This window comes from Novosphingobium aquiterrae (assembly GCF_042434435.1).
GTDB lineage: Bacteria > Pseudomonadota > Alphaproteobacteria > Sphingomonadales > Sphingomonadaceae > Novosphingobium > Novosphingobium aquiterrae.
Genome location: NZ_JBHLTL010000001.1, coordinates 378,565 through 397,212, shown reverse-complemented (window position 1 = coordinate 397,212; position 18,648 = coordinate 378,565). Strand labels below are relative to the sequence as shown.

Genomic DNA, 18,648 nt, shown 5'->3' with positions numbered 1-18,648 from the left:
TGTGCTGCCCTGTGTGCCCTTGGCGTCAATAACGCCGGGCAGGCGGCTTGGGTTCCCGCTGGCTACGGCAGGGTCAGATGTGGATGGCCTTGCCGCGCACGCCCATCGCCGCTTCCTTGATCGCTTCCGAATGGGTCGGGTGGGCGTGGCAGGTATAGGCGATGTCTTCGCTCGTCGCGCCGAATTCCATGCCCAGGCAGGCCTCGGCGATCATCGTCCCCGCGACAGAGGCAATCGCCCAGACGCCGAGCACGCGGTCGGTCTTGGCATCGGCGATGATCTTGACGAAGCCGTCAGGCTCGTGGTTGGTCTTGGCGCGACTGTTGGCGAGCATCGGGAACTTGCCAACCTTGATCTCGCCCTTTTCCTTGGCCTGGTCCTCGGTCAGGCCGACCCCGGCGATTTCCGGCCAGGTATAGACCACCCCGGGGATCACCGCGTGATTGATGATCCCGGTCAGCCCGGCAATGTTCTCAGCCACGGCAATGCCTTCGTCCTCGGCCTTGTGGGCCAGCATCGGGCCGGGAATGACATCGCCGATCGCCCAGACGCCGGGGACCTTGGTGCGCAGCTCGTGATCGGTTTCGATCTGGCCGCGTGCGTTGAGTTCAAGGCCCGCCTTGTCGATCGCCAGCCCTTCGGTGTTGGGACGGCGCCCGATCGAGACCAGCACGCAATCGGCCTCGAGCGTTTCGGCGGCACCGCCGGCGGCGGGTTCCAGCGTGAGCGTGGCTTTGCTGCCCTTGACCGCAACGCCGGTCACCTTGGTGCCCAGCTTGATGGTCATGCCCTGCTTCTTGAAGATCTTCGCCGCTTCCTTGCGGACGTCCATGTCCATGCCGGGGAGCAGTTGGTCGAGGAATTCGACCACGGTCACCTCGGAGCCGAGCCGCCGCCAGACCGAGCCGAGCTCAAGCCCGATCACCCCGCCGCCGATCACCACCATCCGCTTGGGCACTTTGGGCAGTTCGAGCGCGCCGGTGCTGTCGACCACGACCTTCTGGTCGATGGTCACGCCGGGCAGGGGAGTGACCGACGACCCGGTAGCGATGACGATGTTCTTCGCGCGGTATGACTTGCCGCCGACCGCGACGGTGTCGGCGCTTTCGAACGCGGCGTAGCCCTTCAGCCAGTCGACCTTGTTCTTCTTGAACAGGAACTCGATCCCCTTGGTCAGCCCGCCGACCGCGTCGAGCCGCTGGGCGTGCATCTTGGCGAGATTGAGCTTGGGGGTGACCTCGATCCCCATTTCCGCCATCGCGCCGTTCTTCGCGGCATCGAAATACTCGCTCGCGTGGAGCATCGCCTTCGATGGAATGCAGCCGACGTTGAGGCAGGTCCCGCCCAGAGTCTCGCGCCTTTCGACGCAGGCGGTCTTGAGCCCCAGCTGCGCCGCGCGAATCGCCGCGACATAGCCGCCGGGACCGGCACCGATGATGAGGACGTCGTAGTCGTAGTCAGCCATGTTTCATTTCCTGCCGGATCAATCAAATGGGGTTGGCGCCTCAGTCAGTGACCACCAAAAATAACGCATCGCTTCAAATTTGGAATCGAACTGCGCAATAAGATTCCACTTGCCACGCTCTATGTATGACACTGTCCAGAGCGCGCCATCGTCGTAGAGGCAATAGCATTCGTTGGCGGGGGCGAGATCGACCTTTGAGTAGGCAATTGCCCATCTGCCGTTATCGACTCCGGCACGAATTAGCGCCGACTTCAAACCTTCGAGCGTCCATCCGGGCATTAGAGATCAATCAGCAGGCGGGTGGGATCCTCGATCGCTTCCTTGATCGTCTTCAATGCGGTCACCGCCTCGCGCCCATCGATCAGGCGGTGGTCGTAGGACAGCGCCAGGTACATCATCGGGCGGATCACGATCTGGCCGTCGCGGACCACGGGGCGGTCCTCGATCCGGTGGAGGCCGAGCACCGCGCTCTGCGGGGGGTTGATGATCGGGGTGGACATCAGCCCACCGAAGATCCCGCCGTTGGAAATAGTGAAGGTGCCGCCCTGCATGTCGGCCATGGTCAGCGTACCGTCCTTGGCCTTCTTGCCCAACGCGCCGATCGCCTTTTCGATCTCGGCAAAGCCCATCTGGTCGACATTGCGGACCACCGGCACGACCAGCCCGTTGGGGGCTGAGACCGCAACCGACAGATCGACGTAGGGGAAGTAGACGATCTCGTCGCCCTGGATCTGGGCGTTGACCGCGGGGATGTCCTTCAGCGCCAGGCACGCCGCCTTGGCGAAGAAGCTCATGAAGCCCAGCTTGACCCCGTGCTTCTTCTCGAAGCTATCCTTGAACTTCTCGCGCGCGGACATCACCGCCGACATGTCGCAGTCATTGAAGGTGGTCAGCAGCGCCGCCGTGTCCTGCGCGTCCTTCAAGCGGCGGGCGATGGTCTGGCGCAGGCGGGTCATCTTGACCCGTTCCTCTCCGCGCTCACCGGCCGGGGCAGCCGGTGCGGCAGCGACCGGGGCCGCGGGGGCCGGGGCGGCGCTCTTGGCTTCGGCGGCGGCGACGACATCGTCCTTGGTGATCCGGCCGTCCTTGCCCGATCCCTTGATCGTCGCGGGATCGATGCCATGTTCCAGCACCGCGCGGCGCACCGCCGGGGACAATGCCGCGGCATCGGATGCAACCGCGGCAGCGACCGGAGTTGGCGCGGGCGTGGGCGCCGCGGGCGAGGCAGCGCTGTCGGAAGCGGGTGCAACCGCGGTTTCCTTGCGCTCGGCCACCGGCTCTGCCCCGGCCGAGGGCGCGCCATCCTCGATCGTCGCGATCACCGCGCCGACCGCAACGTTGTCCCCAACGTTGACCACGTACTGGCCCATCACCCCGGCGACCGGCGCGCCGACTTCGATCGCGACCTTGTCGGTTTCCAGGCTGGCAATCGGCTCATCAAGCGCCACGGCCTCGCCGGGCTTCTTCAGCCATTCCCCGATCGTCGCTTCGGATACGGACTCGCCCAGGGTCGGGACTTTGACTTCGGTGGACATGCGTGTTTCCTCAGGCCTTCTTGCGGCGGCGGATTTCGGAGCGGACGGAGGTGCCAAGGGCGTTGCCGATCAGCGCGCCCTGTTCGGCCTCGTGGCGCTTGGCCAGGCCCGTGGCGGGTGAGGCGCTGGCAACGCGGCCGGCATAGCGCGGGCGGGTCACCGCACGCTTGGCGGCGATCAGGGCTTCCTCGATAAACGGCTCGACGAAGAACCATGATCCATTGTTCTTCGGTTCTTCCTGGCACCAGACGACGTCTTCCAGATTGGGCATGCGCGAGAAGCGCAGGGCCAGCGGCTCGCCCGGGAACGGGTAAAGCTGCTCCAGACGGATGATCTGGGTGTCGGTGATTTCGGCGGCGTCACGCGCCTCCATCAGGTCATAGGCGACCTTGCCCGAACACAGGATGACCTTGCGGGTATCCTTGTCCGGCGCGCCGTTGCGGTCTGACAGGATCCGCTTGAAGTGCGCTTCGCCGATGAACTCGCTCGCCTCGCTCTTGGCCATCGGATGGCGCAGCAGCGACTTGGGTGTCATGATGATCAGCGGCTTGCGGAACGGGCGGTGCATCTGCCGGCGCAGGACATGGAAATAGTTGGCCGGGCTGGTGATGTTGCAGACCTGGATATTGTCCTGGGCGCAGAGCTGCAGATAGCGTTCGAGCCGCGCCGAACTGTGTTCCGGGCCCTGGCCTTCGTAGCCATGGGGAAGCAGCATGACCAGGCCGTTGGCGCGCAGCCACTTCGATTCCGAGCTGGCGATGTACTGGTCGATGACGATCTGCGCCCCGTTGGCGAAATCGCCGAACTGCGCTTCCCACAGCACCAGCGATTTGGGATCGGCGCTGGCATAGCCATATTCGAAGCCCAGCACGCCGTATTCGCTCAGCGGGCTGTCGTGGACTTCGAACTTGCCATGGGGCACTGTCGACAGCGGCACGTACTTGTGCTCGTCGGTCTGATCGACCCACACCGCGTGGCGCTGGCTGAAGGTACCGCGGCCCGAATCCTGGCCCGAGAGGCGCACGTTGTAGCCTTCCGAGGCAAGGCTGCCAAAGGCCAGCGCTTCGCCGGTGGCCCAGTCAAACCCGACCCCGCTGGTGAACATCTCGCGCTTGGCGTCGAGCACGCGGGCCAGCGTCTTGTGGATCGTCAGCCCTTCAGGAACCGTGGTCAGGGTGCGGCCCAGGCTGTCGAACAGTTTGGATTCGATCCCCGTCGGCACGTTGCGCCGGGCGGTTTCCGGATCGGCCGGGGCGTGCAGCCCGGTCCAGCGTCCGGCGAACCAGTCGGCCTGGTTCGACTTGTAACTTTTCGAGGCGTCGAACTCTGCCTCCAGCGCGGCGGTGAAGCGGGTCTCGACTTCCGCGGCATAGCTGCCGTCGATCGTTCCGGCCTTGGCCAGGCGATCGGCATAGAGCTTGCTGACCGCAGGATGGGCGCGGATCTTCTGGTACATCAGCGGCTGGGTGAAGCCCGGCTCGTCACCTTCGTTGTGGCCGAAGCGGCGATAGCACCACATGTCGACCACGATGTCGCGGCCGAAGGTCTGGCGGTAATCGATCGCCAGCTTGCAGGCGAAGGTCACCGCTTCGGGATCGTCGCCGTTGACGTGAAGGATCGGGGCCTGGATGCCCTTGGCGACATCCGAGGGGTAGGGCGATCCGCGCGAGAACTGCGGGCTGGTGGTGAACCCGATCTGGTTGTTGATGACGAAGTGGATGCAGCCGCCGGTGTTGTAGCCGCGCACCCCGGAAAAGCCGAAGCATTCCCAAACGATGCCCTGCCCGGCAAAGGCGGCGTCGCCGTGGATCAGTACGGGGAGCACCTGCTTGTGCTTGCCCGGTCCGATGTCATCGCGCACGACTTGCTGGGCGCGGGCCTTGCCCAGCACGATCGGGTCGACCGTTTCGAGGTGGCTGGGGTTGGGGACCAGGCTCATGTGCACCTTGATCCCGTCGAATTCACGGTCGGTGCTGGTGCCGAGGTGATACTTGACGTCGCCCGATCCGCCGACGTCCTCGGGATTGGCGGTGCCGCCCGAAAATTCGTGGAAGATCACGCGGTAGGGCTTGGCCAGCACGTTGGCGAGGACGTTGAGCCGGCCGCGGTGGGCCATGCCGTAAACGATCTCGCGCACCCCGCGCTGGCCGCCGTACTTGATCACCGCTTCCAGCGCCGGGATCATCGATTCCCCGCCGTCGAGCCCGAAGCGCTTGGTCCCGACGTACTTCTTGCCGAGGAACTTCTCGTACTGCTCGCCGCGGATCACCGCCTGGAGGATCGCCTTTTTGCCCTCGGGGGTGAAGTCGATCGCCTTGTCGCCGCCCTCGATCCGGTCCTGGATGAAGCGGCGTTCCTCCACATCGTTGATGTGCATGTATTCATAGCCGACCTTGCCGCAGTAATTGCGCTTCAGCACGTCGACCAGTTCGCGCACGCTTGCCCATTGCAGCCCCAGCGTGCCGCCAAGGTAGACCTTGCGGTCCAGCGCCGCGCCGGTGAAGCCGTGATATTCGGGCGAAAGATCGGCGGGCAAGTCCTGCTTGGACAGGCCGAGCGGATCGAGATCGGCCCCCAGGTGGCCGCGCACGCGGTAGGTCCGCACCAGCATCATTGCCCGGATCGAATCGCCCGCGGCTTCCTCGATCGCCTTGCCGTCGAGCGGCGCACCGGCTTTTGCCGCGGCGGCCTTGATCGCCACCTGCATCTGCGTCGGGTCGAGCGCCGCGGTCAGATCGTCCGACATGCCGCGCCAGTCGGCACGGCCCCAGCTCGGGCCGGGTTGCGGATCCTCTGGGAGGAAATCGTGTGCTTCGTTACCCATGCTGCCTATCCTGGGGAGGAAAGGTTAGAGCGGGGGCGCAATCGCGCCCCCGCGCAAAACCCTATTGCATTCAGCCCTTGAGCGCTTCGGCCAGGGTTTCACCCAGCAGGCTGGGCGAGGCCGAGACGCGGATCCCGGCGGCTTCCATCGCCGCGATCTTGCTTTCGGCATCGCCCTTGCCGCCCGAAACGATCGCCCCGGCGTGGCCCATGCGGCGGCCCGGAGGGGCGGTGCGCCCGGCGATGAAGCCGGCCATCGGCTTCTTGCGGCCGCGCTTGGCCTCGTCGATCAGGAACTGCGCCGCCTCTTCCTCGGCATCGCCGCCGATCTCGCCGATCATGATGATCGACTTGGTCGCGTCGTCGGCCAGGAACAGTTCGAGCACGTCGATGAAGTTGGTGCCGTTGACCGGATCGCCGCCGATGCCGACCGCGGTGGTCTGGCCCAGGCCGATGTTGGTGGTCTGGAACACGGCTTCATAGGTCAGCGTGCCCGAGCGCGAGACAACGCCGACGCTGCCCTGCTTGAAGATCGAACCGGGCATGATCCCGATCTTGCATTCATTGGGGGTCAGCACGCCGGGGCAGTTGGGGCCGATCAGGCGGCTCTTGGTGCCAGTCAGCGCGCGCTTGACCCGGACCATGTCGAGCACCGGAATGCCCTCGGTGATGCAGACGATCAGCTCGATTCCAGCGTCGATCGCTTCAAGGATGGCGTCGGCCGCGCCCGGGGGCGGCACGTAGATGCACGAAGCGGTCGCGCCGGTCACGGCCTTGGCTTCGGCAACGCTGTCGAACTGCGGCAGCCCGACGTGGACGGTCCCGCCCTTGCCGGGGGTCACGCCAGCGACCATCTGCGTGCCATAGGCCAGCGCCTGTTCGGTGTGGAAGGTGCCGGTGGCACCGGTCATCCCCTGGGTGATGACCTTGGTGTTCTTGTTGATGAGGATCGACATGCAAATCTCTTTCTTGTGTCCCCGCGAAGACGGGCACCTCGGTCGACTTGGCGCGACCCTGCCTGCGCTCCCCGCCTGCGCGGGGACGCCCGTTATGCGAGGCTAGGTTCGATGCCTTTGCACGCCGCCAGCAGTTCCTTGACCGCATCGACGCTGACCTGGAGGCCGGCCTTGTCGGCTTCGTCGAGTTCGATCTCGATCACCTTCTCGACCCCGCCGGCACCAATCTGCACCGGGACGCCGACGTAGAGGCCGTTCTGGCCGTACTGGCCGTCGACATAGGCGGCGCAGGGCAGGATGCGCTTCTGGTCGCCCAAGTAGGCTTCGGCCATCGCGATGCCGCTGGCGGCGGGGGCGTAGAACGCCGAGCCGGTACCGAGCAGCGCGACGATCTCGCCGCCGCCGCCGCGGGTCCGCTTGACGATCGCGTCGATCTTGTCCTGCGAACTCAGCCCCATCTTGACCAGGTCGGGCACCGGGATGCCGTTGATGGTGGAGTAGCGCACCACCGGGACCATCGTATCGCCGTGGCCGCCGAGCACGAAGGTGTTCACGTCGCGGACCGAGACCTTGAACTCGTCGGCGATGAAGTGGCTGAAGCGCGCCGAATCGAGCACGCCGGCCATGCCGACGACCATGTGGTGGGGAAGGCCTGAAAACTCGCGCAGCGCCCAGACCATCGCGTCGAGCGGGTTGGTGATGCAGATCACGAAGGCGTTCGGCGCGTTGGCCTTGATCCCTTCGCCGACCGCCTTCATCACCTTGAGGTTGATGCCGAGCAGGTCGTCGCGGCTCATCCCCGGCTTGCGGGCGACCCCGGCGGTGACGATGATCACGTCGGCCCCGGCGATGTCCTTGTAGTCGTTGCTGCCCGTGATCTTGGCGTCGAAGCCTTCGACCGGGCCGCACTGCGACAGGTCGAGCGCCTTGCCCTGGGGCACGCCTTCGACCACGTCGAACAGGACGATGTCGCCCAGTTCCTTCTGCGCGGCGAGGTGTGCCAGCGTTCCGCCGATATTACCGGCGCCGATAAGGGCAATCTTCTTGCGAGCCATAGTGCGACGATGTCCTTCCCTGAAAAGCGGGATCAGCATCCGGCCAAAGGGGGCAACGTCCATTCCATCCCGCTGGAAAAGCGGACGACCCGGCTAACCGGGGTGCCCTAAGCCGCAGAACTCGCGATTGCAAGGTGCTAAAGGGCCGTAACGTCAACTAATTTATGATAATGGTTCGCAATTGCAAAAATTGCGGCGGAGCGCGTCGCGCTCAGCCAATCGCCTGCATCGGATTGAGCTTTTCGCGTTCTTGCGCCAGCAGCATTCCGGCCAGGTAATCCGGCACGGCGCGACTGAAGTAGTAGCCTTGGCCCAGAGTACAGCCGGCCTTGCGCACTGCGTCGACCTGCTCGATCGTTTCCAGTCCTTCGGCAACGATCTGCATGTCGAGCGTTAGCGCCATTTCCGAAACCGCGCGGATGATCGCCTCGCTCTTCTTGCCGGCATTGACGCCCGAGACGAAGCTGCGATCGACCTTGATCTTGCCGAACGGATACTTGTTTATGTAGCTGAGCGAGGAATAGCCTGTGCCGAAATCGTCGAGGGCAAAGCGCACCCCGGCGGCGGACAGTTCCGCCATGAAGTCCTCGGTCTGCTTCGAATGGTCGAGCAGCACGGTCTCGGTGATTTCCAGTTCCAGCCGGTGCGGCGGCAGTCGCGCCTCGCGCAGGGCGTTGAGAATACCCAGCGCCGCGCCGGGCGCCTTGATCTGCAAGGGTGAAAGGTTGACCGCCACGGTGACATCGTCAGGCCACTGCGCCGCGGCGCGGGCGGCCTGGGCGGTGATCCAGTTGCCCAGGGTAATGATCGCGCCGGTTTCCTCGGCCACCGGAATGAATTCGTCGGGCCGCAGCTCGCCCTTTTCGGGATGGAACCAGCGGACCAGCGCCTCGAAGGCGCGGATCTTACCGCTCTTGAGATCGACGATTGGCTGAAAGAATATCGACAGTTCGTCGCGCTGCACCGCCAGGCGCAATTCGGCCTCGATCTCGCGGCGGCGGACCAGGTCGCGGGTCATCGACGGGTCGAAGAAGCTGGCCTGGTTCCGGCCGTTGACCTTGGCATGATAGAGCGCCAGGTCGGCGCCCTGCATCATCGTCTCGATATCGGTCCCGTCATCGGGGTACAGCGCGATGCCCATCGAGCAGGCCACTTCCAGGCGGTTTTCGTCGATCCGCAGCGGGCGGCTGACTTCGCCCAGCAGCGATAGCGCGATCGTTTCGGCCTCACGCCGGTCGCGAACATCGCAGGCGAGGATGAACTCGTCCCCGCCAAAGCGGCCGATCACGGCGTCGAGCTTGGCCTGACTGCGCAGCCGCTGGGCAACCTCGCACAGCACCTTGTCGCCGGTCTGGTGGCCCAGCGCGTCGTTGACTTCCTTGAACTTGTCGAGGTCGAACCAGAACAGCGCAATGCTGGACGAATTGCGCCAGCGGGCCAGATGCTCGACCAGAAAGTGGTTGAGACCGGCCCGGTTGAGCAGTCCGGTGACCACATCGCTGCGGGCGAGGACCTGCATCTTCTCGGCCAGTCGCGCGCTGGTTTCCGCTGCGGCAACCGAATCCCGCAGCGTGCGGAAAATCTGTGTTGCGATCGTCATCATGCCGAGAAACGCGATTATGATAGCCACGGCCAAAGCGCGATGGGCCAGGCTGGGCTGCTGCAGCAAGGCATAGCAGATCGGCGCGAAAGTAAGCACCATGCCGCCGATGGCAATCGATGGACGCCCGGCATTGCGCGACGACATTCCGCTACCATAGCCGATGGCATAGCAGATGATCAGCATCTGCGCCGCGCCTGGCAGCTGGTACATGACGGTCATCCCGCCAAGGACGCCAACGACAAGGCAGAACGAGAAGGCGCCGATCTGATAGGCCGTTTCCAGCCAGGCCGTGTCACGCTTGACCAGCCGCGGCAGGGCCAGCGCCATGATGACCCGGCCCATGCCGATCACCGACAGCAGAATTGCCGTGTTGCGCAGCAACGGTACATCGGAATAGGATGCGGCGATCAGGGCGGCGATGATGCCGTTGGCAGCGCCAAGGAACAGGGCGCCCGGCTTGGTATACAGGTTTTCGACCAGGATCCGGCGGACCCTGTCATCGATGGCGTTGGTACGAAATAGTACCCGCAAAACGGTTCGCCAACGCCTGATTACCGCACTCCTTGAAGGACCCGGTCAAGCCATAGGCGCGACAGGTCACCGTTTGGTTAACGTGACCCTTAAGGACACGGAGTTCTGCGGCTTTCGGCGCTATGTCATGGTAATCAAATGGAATTTACAGGCGCGCGACAGAACTCGTTGCGCGCTCGCACGAAGCCGCCAAGCGGCGGTCAAGCGTGCGGCAGATTGCCAGCCAGTGGCGATAGGCCTGACCGTCATCGGCGAAGAAGGCCTGCTCGGCATGTTGCCGGGCCACTTGCGCTGCGGCCATGCCATGCCGGGCGAAGTGCTTGAGCGCGTCGCGCAGCACCGGATCGTGGCGCTGGCGCCCCAGATTATCATTGGCAGCACGCTGGACCACCCGGCGTTGCTGCATCGGCGAGAAGAACAGCGGTGCGACCGGGGAGGCGAGGGCATGGCGGATAGTCATGGGGCAGGGCGACTCTGTTATGGCTTGGAGCGATGCTTTAGGCCGGACGCGGCTAAGCCTTCGTGTCGCGCTATGGTTTCCGCTTGTTTACCAAGCCGCGTCAGGTGCCCGGCTGGGCGATCCAGCGGCCCGAATTCTGGTATTCGGGCTTGACCTGCTGTTCGCCTGGCAGCCTGTCGCCGCGGTACTGGCTGTCGCCGCCGCGGCCTTGCACTTCGGCGGAATAGGCTGGCGCCGGCGCCGCGCGGGCCGTGCTGCCAGCGGCATTGCCCGGTCCATCCGGCGCTACCGGCGCAGCGGACTTGAGGCCGGCTTCGAAAGCGCGGGCCAGGGCCAGCGGATCGAGGCTGGGATCGCTGATCCGGTCGGCGGCGGCATTGTGTGGATGCGGGGCGGCGATCGGCTCACCGCCAAGATAGGCGAAGCGGAAGTTGCTGGCGTCCCCGGCGCGGCTGCGCCAGCGGAAAAAGATATGCGCCCCGATCGTGGTGATCTGGTTCATGTCACGGTCCCACGCCGGATGGACGGCAATGGTGTGGTAGTGCGTGGCGAGGCCGACGCTGGGTTCGACATAGCCGGAGAGTGCAGCCTGGGCGACGCCCATCGCGCGCTGCCAGAAGAACCGGCTGGGCAGGCGCGCCAGCGATCCGTCGCAGGTAAAACTGAACTGGCAGCCGGTGCTGCGTTCCGATCCCTGATAGACCACGCCGCAGACTGAATTGGGGAAGCTGGGGTGGGCGACCCGGTTGAGGATCACCTGGGCGACGGCGCGCTGGCCCTGGTCGGGCTCGCTCGCCGCTTCGTAATAGATCGCCGCGGTCAGGCATTCGAGCGCGCGGCTGCGGTCAACCCCGCTGTTGTCGATGCGCAGCGCGCGGGCGACCGGTCCGGCCAGCGGATCGACCAGGGTCGGTGCGTCTTCGGCGTCGGAATGGATCCCCTGGCCCAGCTGGGGCAGCGGATCGGTGGTCAGGTAGTAGAACGCCGATCCGGGAAAGCTGTCGCCGCTGCGCTCGAACGGCATCGGCTCGACCACGGCTTCACCCTGGCGGGCGGAGCCGATGTCGAAGGTCGGCCAGCTATCCGGCGCGGCCAGCGCAGGGACGGCGATGATCGCCAGCAACACCAGCAGCAGGCGTCCGATGCTGCCGCGCCGCTGCCGCCTGCCCAGCACACGCATACCCCGGCGCGAAAGCCGCGCGGAGAAATCCCGCGGCCGCGTTTCCAGGGTAAAGGCGTGGCTCAGATCCATGGCATTCCGTTGTTCGCGGGTACGCGCCTTGGCGCGTAATCCAGTCAGCCCCGCCGGGCCACGGCGCCGTTGCGCGCGTGCCAAACAGGGACGGGGTCACGCGATAGCCTTAACCAGTTAAGAATTGCCGCCGCGCTTGCAGTAGGCGGGTTCGCGACCTATGGCCGCGCCTGCGTCATCGGTTGCCGGTTCACACCGGCCTAAGAGGGAAGCAGGTTCAACGCCTGCGCTGCCCCCGCAACTGTGACCGGGGAGCGTTGCGTCGCTCACACCACTGGCCCGCGGGCCGGGAAGGTAGACGCAAAGCAGTGATCCGGGAGCCAGGAGACCTGCCAGTGACGGTCGTTCCGCAGCCGGGCGGGGTGTACCGGAATGCAGCGTGGACTCGTGATTTCGCACGGGCCCTCTCGCCATGAACGGCATTCGTTCATTGCTGGAGGTTTGCCTGTGAAGTATCTCTTTTTCTTATCTATAATTGCATGTTCTGCCACACCCGCCTGGGCCGACGAAGGCTGCGATCCGGCGAAGGATGATACATGCATCGTTGTTGCGGATCGTATTCGCGAGAACCTGATAACAGTCACCGCAACCGGTTCGGACGTGCGGTTGGACTGGGCCGGACAGTCGATCAGCGTCATCGACCAGGGAGAAATCGAGGCTATCCAGGGCCCCGACCTGACCCGAGTTCTGACCAACCTTCCAGGCGTCACCTTTGCCCGCAACGGCGGGCTGGGCAGCACCACCAGCCTGTTCGTGCGCGGAGCCAATTCGGAACAGCTGGTCGTTCTGGTCGACGGGGTGCGGATGGCCGATAGTGCCGCGCCCTCGGGCGGGTTCGACTTTGGCAACCTTGAAGCGGGCGGGATCGCCAAGCTCGAATTGCTGCGCGGATCCAACTCGGTGCCGTGGGGTTCGGACGCGATCGGCGGGGTGCTGGCGGTGACCACGCGCGCCTATGACGGGATCGAGGCCGCGGCCGAATATGGCGCGCACGATACGCTCAGCCTGTCGGGCGGGGCGGGGATCGACCGCAGCGGCTACGCGCTCAGCCTCAACGGCGGCTACACCCGCAGCGACGGCATCTCCGCCGCCGCCGCCGGGACCGAGCCCGACCCCTATCGCCAGTGGCGGATCGGCGGGAAGGCGCGGGTCAACCTGAGCGACAGCCTCTCGCTCAACGCCAGCGCCCGGCACAGCGATGGCCGCGTTGCCTTCGACAGCTACCTGTTCGTCGATGATGGCGAATACCAGACCGCAAAAATCGACAGCGGCCGCGCCGGGTTCGAATATCGCGGTGACGTCCTGACCCTGACCGGTGGGGTAGCCCTGTCGAACACGGCCCGCGCCTATTTCGACCCGGCGTTCGACACCGCGCCTTCGTTCGAAACCCAGGGCCGCGACGTGCATGCCGACATCAAGGGCACGCTGCGCCCGGCAGAAGGGCTGACGCTCGATTTCGGCGGCGATGGCGACTGGAGCCGCTTTTCGACCACCTTCGATCCGCGCCAGACCGCCCGCCTGCTTAGCGCCCATGCCCTGGTCACGTGGCAGGGGAGAGGCCTGCTGCTCAGCGCCGGGCTGCGCCACGACGATCACGACCGCTTCGGCGGCAAGTGGACGCTGGGCGCGAACGGCGCGGTGGAACTGGGTGACAGTTGGCGCGTGCGGGCCAGCTATGGCGAGGGCTTCAAGGCGCCGACACTGTATCAGCTCTATGGCTATGGCGGGAATGCGCTGCTGCACCCTGAAACCAGTCGCAGCTTTGAGCTGGGCATCGAACGCGGCGACCGCAACGGTTACGGCTTGCATGCCGCCGCCACGTTGTTCCGCCGCGATGCGACCGACCTGATCGATTACCGCTTTCCGACCGGCTACCTCAACATCGCCCGCACACGCGCGCAGGGGTTCGAGGCCGAACTGGGGGCGCGCCTCAGCGATACCCTGAGCGCGCGCGCTGCCTACACCTATCTCGAGGCGATCGACCGCGACACCGGGCGCGATCTGGCCCGGCGCCCGCGCCACGCGCTCAGCGCCTCGCTCGACTGGACCACGCCGCTCGCCGGACTGGTGCTGGGCGGCGATCTGCGCTTGGTTGGCGACAGTTTCGACGATGCCTTCAACTCCGTGCCGCTCGACGGCTATGCCCTGGCCACCGTGCGGGCGCGGCTGCCGCTCGGTGAGCACTTCGAGCTCTATGGCCGGGTCGAGAACCTGACCGATGCCCGGTACGAGACCGCCGCGGGCTACGGCACCTATGGCCGCTCGGCCTATGCCGGGGTCAGGGTGAGGTGGTGAATTGGGCGCTGCCCCTGCTCGCTCTGCTGGCCGGCTGCTCCGCCGCGGCGGGCCCATCCGGGCAGGGGCAGCACCCCACGATCGTCAGTCTCAACCCCTGCTCCGACGCGATCCTGGCCGAGGTCGCCGATCCGGCACAGTTACTGGCGATTTCCAGCTATAGCCACAGCCCGGCCTCGTCATCGATGGACCTGGCGGCGGCGCGGCGCTTTCGCAGCGTCGGCGATGCGGCGGAGGAGGCCTTCGCGCTGCATCCCGACGTGATCGTCGCCAGCACCTATCTCGCCCCGTCGACCCGCGCGGCCTTCGCCCGGATGGGCCTGCGGGTCGAACAGCTGGGGGTCGCGTCGAGCGTGGCGGAAAGCCGTGCCCAGGTGCGCCAGCTCGCCGCGCTGGCCGGGCATCCCGAGCGCGGCGAAGCGCTGATCGCACGGATCGACGCCGCGCTGCGCGCCGCCAGCCCCGCCGACGGGCGCGAGGTGGGCGCGGTGGTGTGGCAATCGGGTGGGATCGTCGCCGGACAGGGGACGCTGATCACCGAACTGATGGCCCACGCCGGCTTTGCCAACCTGGCCGCGCGGCGCGGGCTGCGTCAGGCCGATCAGCTGCCGCTGGAGCTGCTGCTGGCCGATCCGCCGCGGGTGATCCTTACCGCGGGCAGCGCCGCCGCGCAGGAAGACCGCATGCTGCGCCACCCGGCGCTGGCCGCCTTGCACCAGACCCGGCGCGAACGGCTCAACCCCAAGCTGCTGTGGTGCGGCGGCCCGACCATCGTCCCGGCGCTGGCGCGGCTGGCCGAAGTGCGGCGCAGCCTGTGACCCGGTTGATCGCGTTCCTGCTGGCATTGCTCGCGCTGGCCGTTCCGCTGTCGCTGCTGGCTGGCCGGGTGTGGCTCTATCCGTTCTCAGCTTCATCGGGCAATGCATTGATCATATTGACTGAACTGCGCCTACCGCGCGCTGTTCTGGCACTGCTGGTTGGCGGCGGCCTGGGCGCGGCGGGGGCGGCGATGCAGGGCTATCTGCGCAATCCGCTGGCCGATCCGGGGCTGTTCGGGATTGCCCCCGGTGCGGCGCTGGGCGCGGTGCTGAGCCTGTGGACCGGCCTAGCCGCGCAGCCTTGGACCCTGCCGCTGTTTGCGCTGGTCGGCGCGGGCGGGGCGATGGCGCTGCTTGCGCTGATTGCCGGGCGCAATGGCTCGGTCACGCTGTTCACCCTGGCCGGGATGATGATCGCCAGCCTGGCCGGGGCATTGATGAGCCTGGCGATCAGCCTGGCCCCGACCCCCTTCGCGCTGAGCGAGATCGTCACCTGGCTGATGGGCGCGCTCAGCGATCGCAGCTGGAATGACGTCATGGTGGCAGCGCCGCTGTCGATGGTCGGGATCGCGCTGCTGCTGCGCGCCGGGCGTGCGCTCGACGCGCTGACCCTGGGCGAGGTCGCGGCGCGTTCGCTGGGGATCGAACCGGGGCGCCTTCGCTGGTTGATGATCGCCGGGATCGGTCTGACCGTAGGCGGCTCGGTCGCCGTCGCCGGGATCATCGGCTTCGTCGGGCTGATCGTCCCGCATCTGGTCCGCCCGCTGACCGATGGCCGGCCCTCGCGGCTGATCCTGCCAAGCGCACTGGCCGGGGCAATGCTGCTGCTGATGGCGGACTGCCTGTGCCGCGTCCTGCCGCTGGCCGGGGGCGAGCTGCGGCTGGGCATCGCGCTGTCGCTGCTCGGCGCGCCGTTTTTCCTTCACTTGCTGCTGCGGTTGCGGCGGGAGCTGACGTGATGCTGCGTGCCGACAAGATCCACCTGGCCGTGCGCCTTACCGATGTCAGTCTCGCGCTGCATCAGGGCGAGATCACCGCGATTTGCGGTCCCAATGGCGCCGGCAAGTCAAGCCTGCTCGGCGTCCTTGCCGGACTGCTCGCACCCGGCAGCGGCATCATCATGCTTGACGACGCCGTGCTTGCGGCGCTGCCCGCGGTGCAGCGCGCCCGGCTGATCGGTTTCCTGCCGCAGCAGAGCGAGGTGGCCTGGGACGTCTCGGCCGAAACGCTGGTCGCGCTTGGCCGGCTGCCGTGGCGCAGCAGCGCCGCAGAAGACCGTACCGCAATCGAGACGGCAATCGCCGCGATGGATCTTGCCGACTTGCGCCGCCGTCCGGTCACGCAGATGTCGGGGGGCGAGCGCGCCCGGGTACTGCTGGCGCGGGTGCTGGCCGGCACGCCGCAATGGGTGCTGGCGGACGAGCCGCTCGCCAACCTCGACCTAAGCCACCAGTTGGCGCTGCTGGCGCAGTTCCGGGCGCTGGCCGGGGCCGGACAGGGGGTGGCGCTGGTGCTCCACGATCTGGCCCAGGCGATGAACCATGCCGACCGCGTGGTCGTGCTGGAGCGCGGCCGCATCGCTGCCGATGGCGTTCCGGAGGCGGTGTTGACCGACGCGCTGATCGAACAGGTCTGGGGTGTCAGGGCGCACTGGCTGGGCGATCCCGGCCAGCGCGCCCTTGCAGTTACTTAAGCCCGCGCGCCTTGAGCATTGGCTCGATGCTGGGATCGCGCCCGGCGAACGCGCGGTACATCTCGGCATAGTCCTTGGAATGACCCTGCGAGAGGATCATGTCGCGGAAGCGCTGGCCGTTGGCGCGGGTCAGCCCGCCATTGTCGGTGAACCACTTGAACGCATCGTGATCGAGCATCTCGGTCCAGCTGTAGGCGTAATAGCCTGCGGCATAGCCGCCGCCCCAGATGTGGCGGAAATAGCTGGTCCGGTAACGGCTGGGCACGTCCTTGATATCAAGTCCGGTCGAAGCCAGCGCCTTGGCCTCGAACGCGGTGACGTTCTGCAGCGGTGCACCCGCCGGCAGCGAATGCCACTTGAGGTCAAGCAGCGCCGCGGTGATCACTTCGCCCAGGGCATAGCCCTGGTTGAACGTCCCGGCCTTCTTGACCTTGGCGACCAGTTCGGCGGGCATCGGCGCGCCGGTCTGGTAATGTTTGGCGAAGTTCGCCAGCACCTTGGGATCGGTCATCCAGTTCTCGTTGAACTGGCTGGGGAACTCGACAAAATCGCGGGCGGTGTTGGTGCCGGCGATCGACGGATACTTCTGGTTCGACAGCATGCCGTGCAGGGCATGGCCGAATTCGTGGAACATCGTGTTGGCATCGTCCCAGGTGACCAGCGCGGGCTGGCCGGGGGCGGGCTTGACGAAGTTTTCGACGTTGAACACCACCGGCTTGGTGCCAAGCAGCGTCGACTGGTCGACGAAGTTCGACATCCATGCGCCGCCCTGCTTGTTGTCGCGCTTCCACGGGTCGAAATAGAACAGCGCCAGTTCGCTGCCGTCCTGGTCATTGACCTGGTAGACGGTCACGTCCGGGTGATAGACCGGGATGTCGCTGCGCTTCTTGAAAGTCAGCCCGTAAAGCTGGTTCGCGGCATAGAACACGCCGTTTTCCAGCACGTTGGTGATTTCCAGGTACGGCTTCACCTGGCTGTCGTCGAAGTCGTACTTGGCCTTGCGCAGCTGCCCGGCGTAGTAATCCCAGTCGGCCGGGGTCACCGCGAACTTGCCGCCCTTGGCCTTGATCAGCTTGGTCAGCTCGGCAGCATCGCGGCGCTGGGCCTTGGCGAGCGCCGGGACCATCTGCTGCAGAAAGCCGGTCGCCTTGTCGCGGGTCTTGGCCATCTGGTCGGACAGCGCCAGGCTGGCATAATCGGGGAAGCCGAGCAGCTTGGCCTTTTGCGCGCGCAGCTGGGCCAGCTGCTGAATCACCTTGCGGGTATCGCTGGCATTGCCCTGTTCGGAGCGCGACCAGCTCTTGGCGAACAGCGCCTGGCGGGTGGCGCGGTTCTTCAGGCTGGCCAGCGCCGGCTGCTGCGTGGTGTTCTGCAGCGCAAGGACATAGCTGCCCTTGGGCAGCTTGCGGTCGGCGGCAGCCTTGGCCGCGGCGGCAATCTCGGCCTCGGACATCCCGGCCAGCGCCGCCTTGCTGCGCACGACCAGCGCCGCGTCCTTGGTTCCGGCGGTCAGCTTCTGGCCGAAGTCGGTCTGCAGCGAAGACAGCTTGCCGTTGATCGCGGTCAGCGTCGCCTTGTCGGCGGGCGAAAGCAGTGCGCCGTTGCGGACCATGTCCTCATAGCGCAGCGTCAGCACCTGCAGCTGGTCGGCGCTCAGGCTCAGCGAGGCGCGCTGGTCGTAAAGCGCCTTTACCCGGGCGAACAGCCTGGGGTTGAGCGTGATCGAATCGCGCAGCGCCGCCAGCTTGGGCGCGGTTTCGCTGTCGATCTTGTCGAGCGTGTCGTTGGTATTGGACGAGGTCAGCGCGCTGAACACGTAATAGACCCGTGTCAGGGCCTGGCCCGAGCGTTCCAACGCCTCGATCGTGTTCTCGAAAGTCGGGGCGGCGGGATTGTTTGCGATCGCATCGACTTCGGCCTGGTTCTTGGCGATCCCGTCAAGGATCGCCGGTTGGAAATCGGTGTCCTTGATCTTGCTGAAATCGGGGGCGTGGAACGGCAGGGCCGACGGTTCGGCAAAAATGCTGCCCGCGGCCTGGGCAAAGGCCGGCGCGGCCAGCGGGCCGGCGGCAAGGGCCAGCGCGGCAATGGCAGTCAGGGTACGAAAACGCATGGACGAATACCTCGGAATGTGAGCGGGCCTTGGCCCTCAACAGGTTGGG

Annotated in this window: 14 protein-coding genes and 1 riboswitch; of the genes, 4 read left to right on the top strand and 10 right to left on the bottom strand. The window is 66.0% G+C overall.

The annotated features are described in order from the left end of the window. Positions 1-73: 73 nt before the first annotated feature. The 9 genes from lpdA to ACFFF7_RS01945 form a co-directional block, all read right to left on the bottom strand. Positions 74-1,465 (bottom strand): dihydrolipoyl dehydrogenase, encoded by a 1,392-nt coding sequence (gene lpdA, locus ACFFF7_RS01985; RefSeq protein ID WP_379479683.1) that lies wholly within the window; start codon positions 1,463-1,465, stop codon positions 74-76. Positions 1,466-1,483: 18 nt separating this feature from the next. Then, a complete protein-coding gene (locus tag ACFFF7_RS01980; RefSeq protein WP_379479682.1) occupies positions 1,484-1,744 on the bottom strand; it encodes a hypothetical protein in 261 nt (86 codons plus the stop codon). Continuing rightward, positions 1,744-3,000, bottom strand: coding sequence for a 2-oxoglutarate dehydrogenase complex dihydrolipoyllysine-residue succinyltransferase (odhB, locus tag ACFFF7_RS01975; protein WP_379479681.1), 1,257 nt, complete (start codon positions 2,998-3,000; stop codon positions 1,744-1,746). The genes ACFFF7_RS01980 and odhB overlap by 1 nt, the downstream gene beginning before the upstream one ends. Positions 3,001-3,010: 10 nt before the next feature. Then, complete coding sequence (locus ACFFF7_RS01970; protein ID WP_379479680.1) at positions 3,011-5,824, bottom strand: 2-oxoglutarate dehydrogenase E1 component; 2,814 nt, start codon at positions 5,822-5,824, stop codon at positions 3,011-3,013. 70 nt (positions 5,825-5,894) lie between these two features. Next, positions 5,895-6,779: a succinate--CoA ligase subunit alpha gene (sucD, locus tag ACFFF7_RS01965; protein ID WP_379479679.1), complete on the bottom strand. Its 885-nt coding sequence runs from the start codon at positions 6,777-6,779 to the stop codon at positions 5,895-5,897. Between the two features lie 92 nt (positions 6,780-6,871). Continuing rightward, positions 6,872-7,834 (bottom strand): malate dehydrogenase, encoded by a 963-nt coding sequence (gene mdh, locus ACFFF7_RS01960; RefSeq protein WP_379479678.1) that lies wholly within the window; start codon positions 7,832-7,834, stop codon positions 6,872-6,874. 211 nt (positions 7,835-8,045) lie between these two features. After that, on the bottom strand, positions 8,046-9,968 hold the full coding sequence (locus ACFFF7_RS01955; protein ID WP_379479677.1) for a putative bifunctional diguanylate cyclase/phosphodiesterase: 1,923 nt from the start codon (positions 9,966-9,968) through the stop codon (positions 8,046-8,048). A gap of 145 nt (positions 9,969-10,113) precedes the next feature. Beyond that, complete coding sequence (locus tag ACFFF7_RS01950) at positions 10,114-10,428, bottom strand: hypothetical protein (protein ID WP_379479676.1); 315 nt, start codon at positions 10,426-10,428, stop codon at positions 10,114-10,116. Between the two features lie 100 nt (positions 10,429-10,528). Beyond that, positions 10,529-11,680 carry a cell wall hydrolase gene (locus tag ACFFF7_RS01945; protein ID WP_379479675.1) on the bottom strand — a complete coding sequence of 384 codons (1,152 nt, stop codon included), beginning with the start codon at positions 11,678-11,680 and terminating at the stop codon, positions 10,529-10,531. 162 nt (positions 11,681-11,842) lie between these two features. Beyond that, positions 11,843-12,031, top strand: a riboswitch (cobalamin riboswitch). A gap of 96 nt (positions 12,032-12,127) precedes the next feature. Between ACFFF7_RS01945 and ACFFF7_RS01940 the strand changes: the two genes are divergently transcribed. Genes ACFFF7_RS01940 through ACFFF7_RS01925 form a run of 4 tightly spaced genes read left to right on the top strand, consistent with a single transcriptional unit; the run spans position 12,128 to position 16,486 of the window. Beyond that, positions 12,128-13,975: a TonB-dependent receptor plug domain-containing protein gene (locus ACFFF7_RS01940; RefSeq protein WP_379479674.1), complete on the top strand. Its 1,848-nt coding sequence runs from the start codon at positions 12,128-12,130 to the stop codon at positions 13,973-13,975. Further along, positions 13,972-14,793 (top strand): ABC transporter substrate-binding protein, encoded by an 822-nt coding sequence (locus ACFFF7_RS01935; RefSeq protein WP_379479673.1) that lies wholly within the window; start codon positions 13,972-13,974, stop codon positions 14,791-14,793. The genes ACFFF7_RS01940 and ACFFF7_RS01935 overlap by 4 nt, the downstream gene beginning before the upstream one ends. Next, positions 14,790-15,752 (top strand): FecCD family ABC transporter permease, encoded by a 963-nt coding sequence (locus tag ACFFF7_RS01930; protein WP_379479672.1) that lies wholly within the window; start codon positions 14,790-14,792, stop codon positions 15,750-15,752. The genes ACFFF7_RS01935 and ACFFF7_RS01930 overlap by 4 nt, the downstream gene beginning before the upstream one ends. After that, positions 15,752-16,486 carry an ABC transporter ATP-binding protein gene (locus tag ACFFF7_RS01925; protein ID WP_379479671.1) on the top strand — a complete coding sequence of 245 codons (735 nt, stop codon included), beginning with the start codon at positions 15,752-15,754 and terminating at the stop codon, positions 16,484-16,486. Before ACFFF7_RS01930 ends, ACFFF7_RS01925 begins: the two co-directional genes overlap by 1 nt. On the opposite strand, the gene ACFFF7_RS01920 is transcribed toward ACFFF7_RS01925, so the two are convergent. Continuing rightward, a complete protein-coding gene (locus ACFFF7_RS01920; protein WP_379479670.1) occupies positions 16,479-18,599 on the bottom strand; it encodes a M3 family metallopeptidase in 2,121 nt (706 codons plus the stop codon). The genes ACFFF7_RS01925 and ACFFF7_RS01920 overlap by 8 nt on opposite strands. Between the last annotated feature and the right edge of the window lie 49 nt (positions 18,600-18,648).

Coding starts and splice junctions, on each gene's coding strand:
- ACFFF7_RS01920 (WP_379479670.1), bottom strand. CDS start 18,599: ATGCGTTTTCGTACCCTGACTGCCATTGCCGCGCTGGCCCTTGCCGCC.
- sucD (WP_379479679.1), bottom strand. CDS start 6,779: ATGTCGATCCTCATCAACAAGAACACCAAGGTCATCACCCAGGGGATG.
- ACFFF7_RS01945 (WP_379479675.1), bottom strand. CDS start 11,680: ATGGATCTGAGCCACGCCTTTACCCTGGAAACGCGGCCGCGGGATTTC.
- odhB (WP_379479681.1), bottom strand. CDS start 3,000: ATGTCCACCGAAGTCAAAGTCCCGACCCTGGGCGAGTCCGTATCCGAA.
- ACFFF7_RS01980 (WP_379479682.1), bottom strand. CDS start 1,744: ATGCCCGGATGGACGCTCGAAGGTTTGAAGTCGGCGCTAATTCGTGCC.
- ACFFF7_RS01925 (WP_379479671.1), top strand. CDS start 15,752: ATGCTGCGTGCCGACAAGATCCACCTGGCCGTGCGCCTTACCGATGTC.
- ACFFF7_RS01950 (WP_379479676.1), bottom strand. CDS start 10,428: ATGACTATCCGCCATGCCCTCGCCTCCCCGGTCGCACCGCTGTTCTTC.
- mdh (WP_379479678.1), bottom strand. CDS start 7,834: ATGGCTCGCAAGAAGATTGCCCTTATCGGCGCCGGTAATATCGGCGGA.
- ACFFF7_RS01970 (WP_379479680.1), bottom strand. CDS start 5,824: ATGGGTAACGAAGCACACGATTTCCTCCCAGAGGATCCGCAACCCGGC.
- lpdA (WP_379479683.1), bottom strand. CDS start 1,465: ATGGCTGACTACGACTACGACGTCCTCATCATCGGTGCCGGTCCCGGC.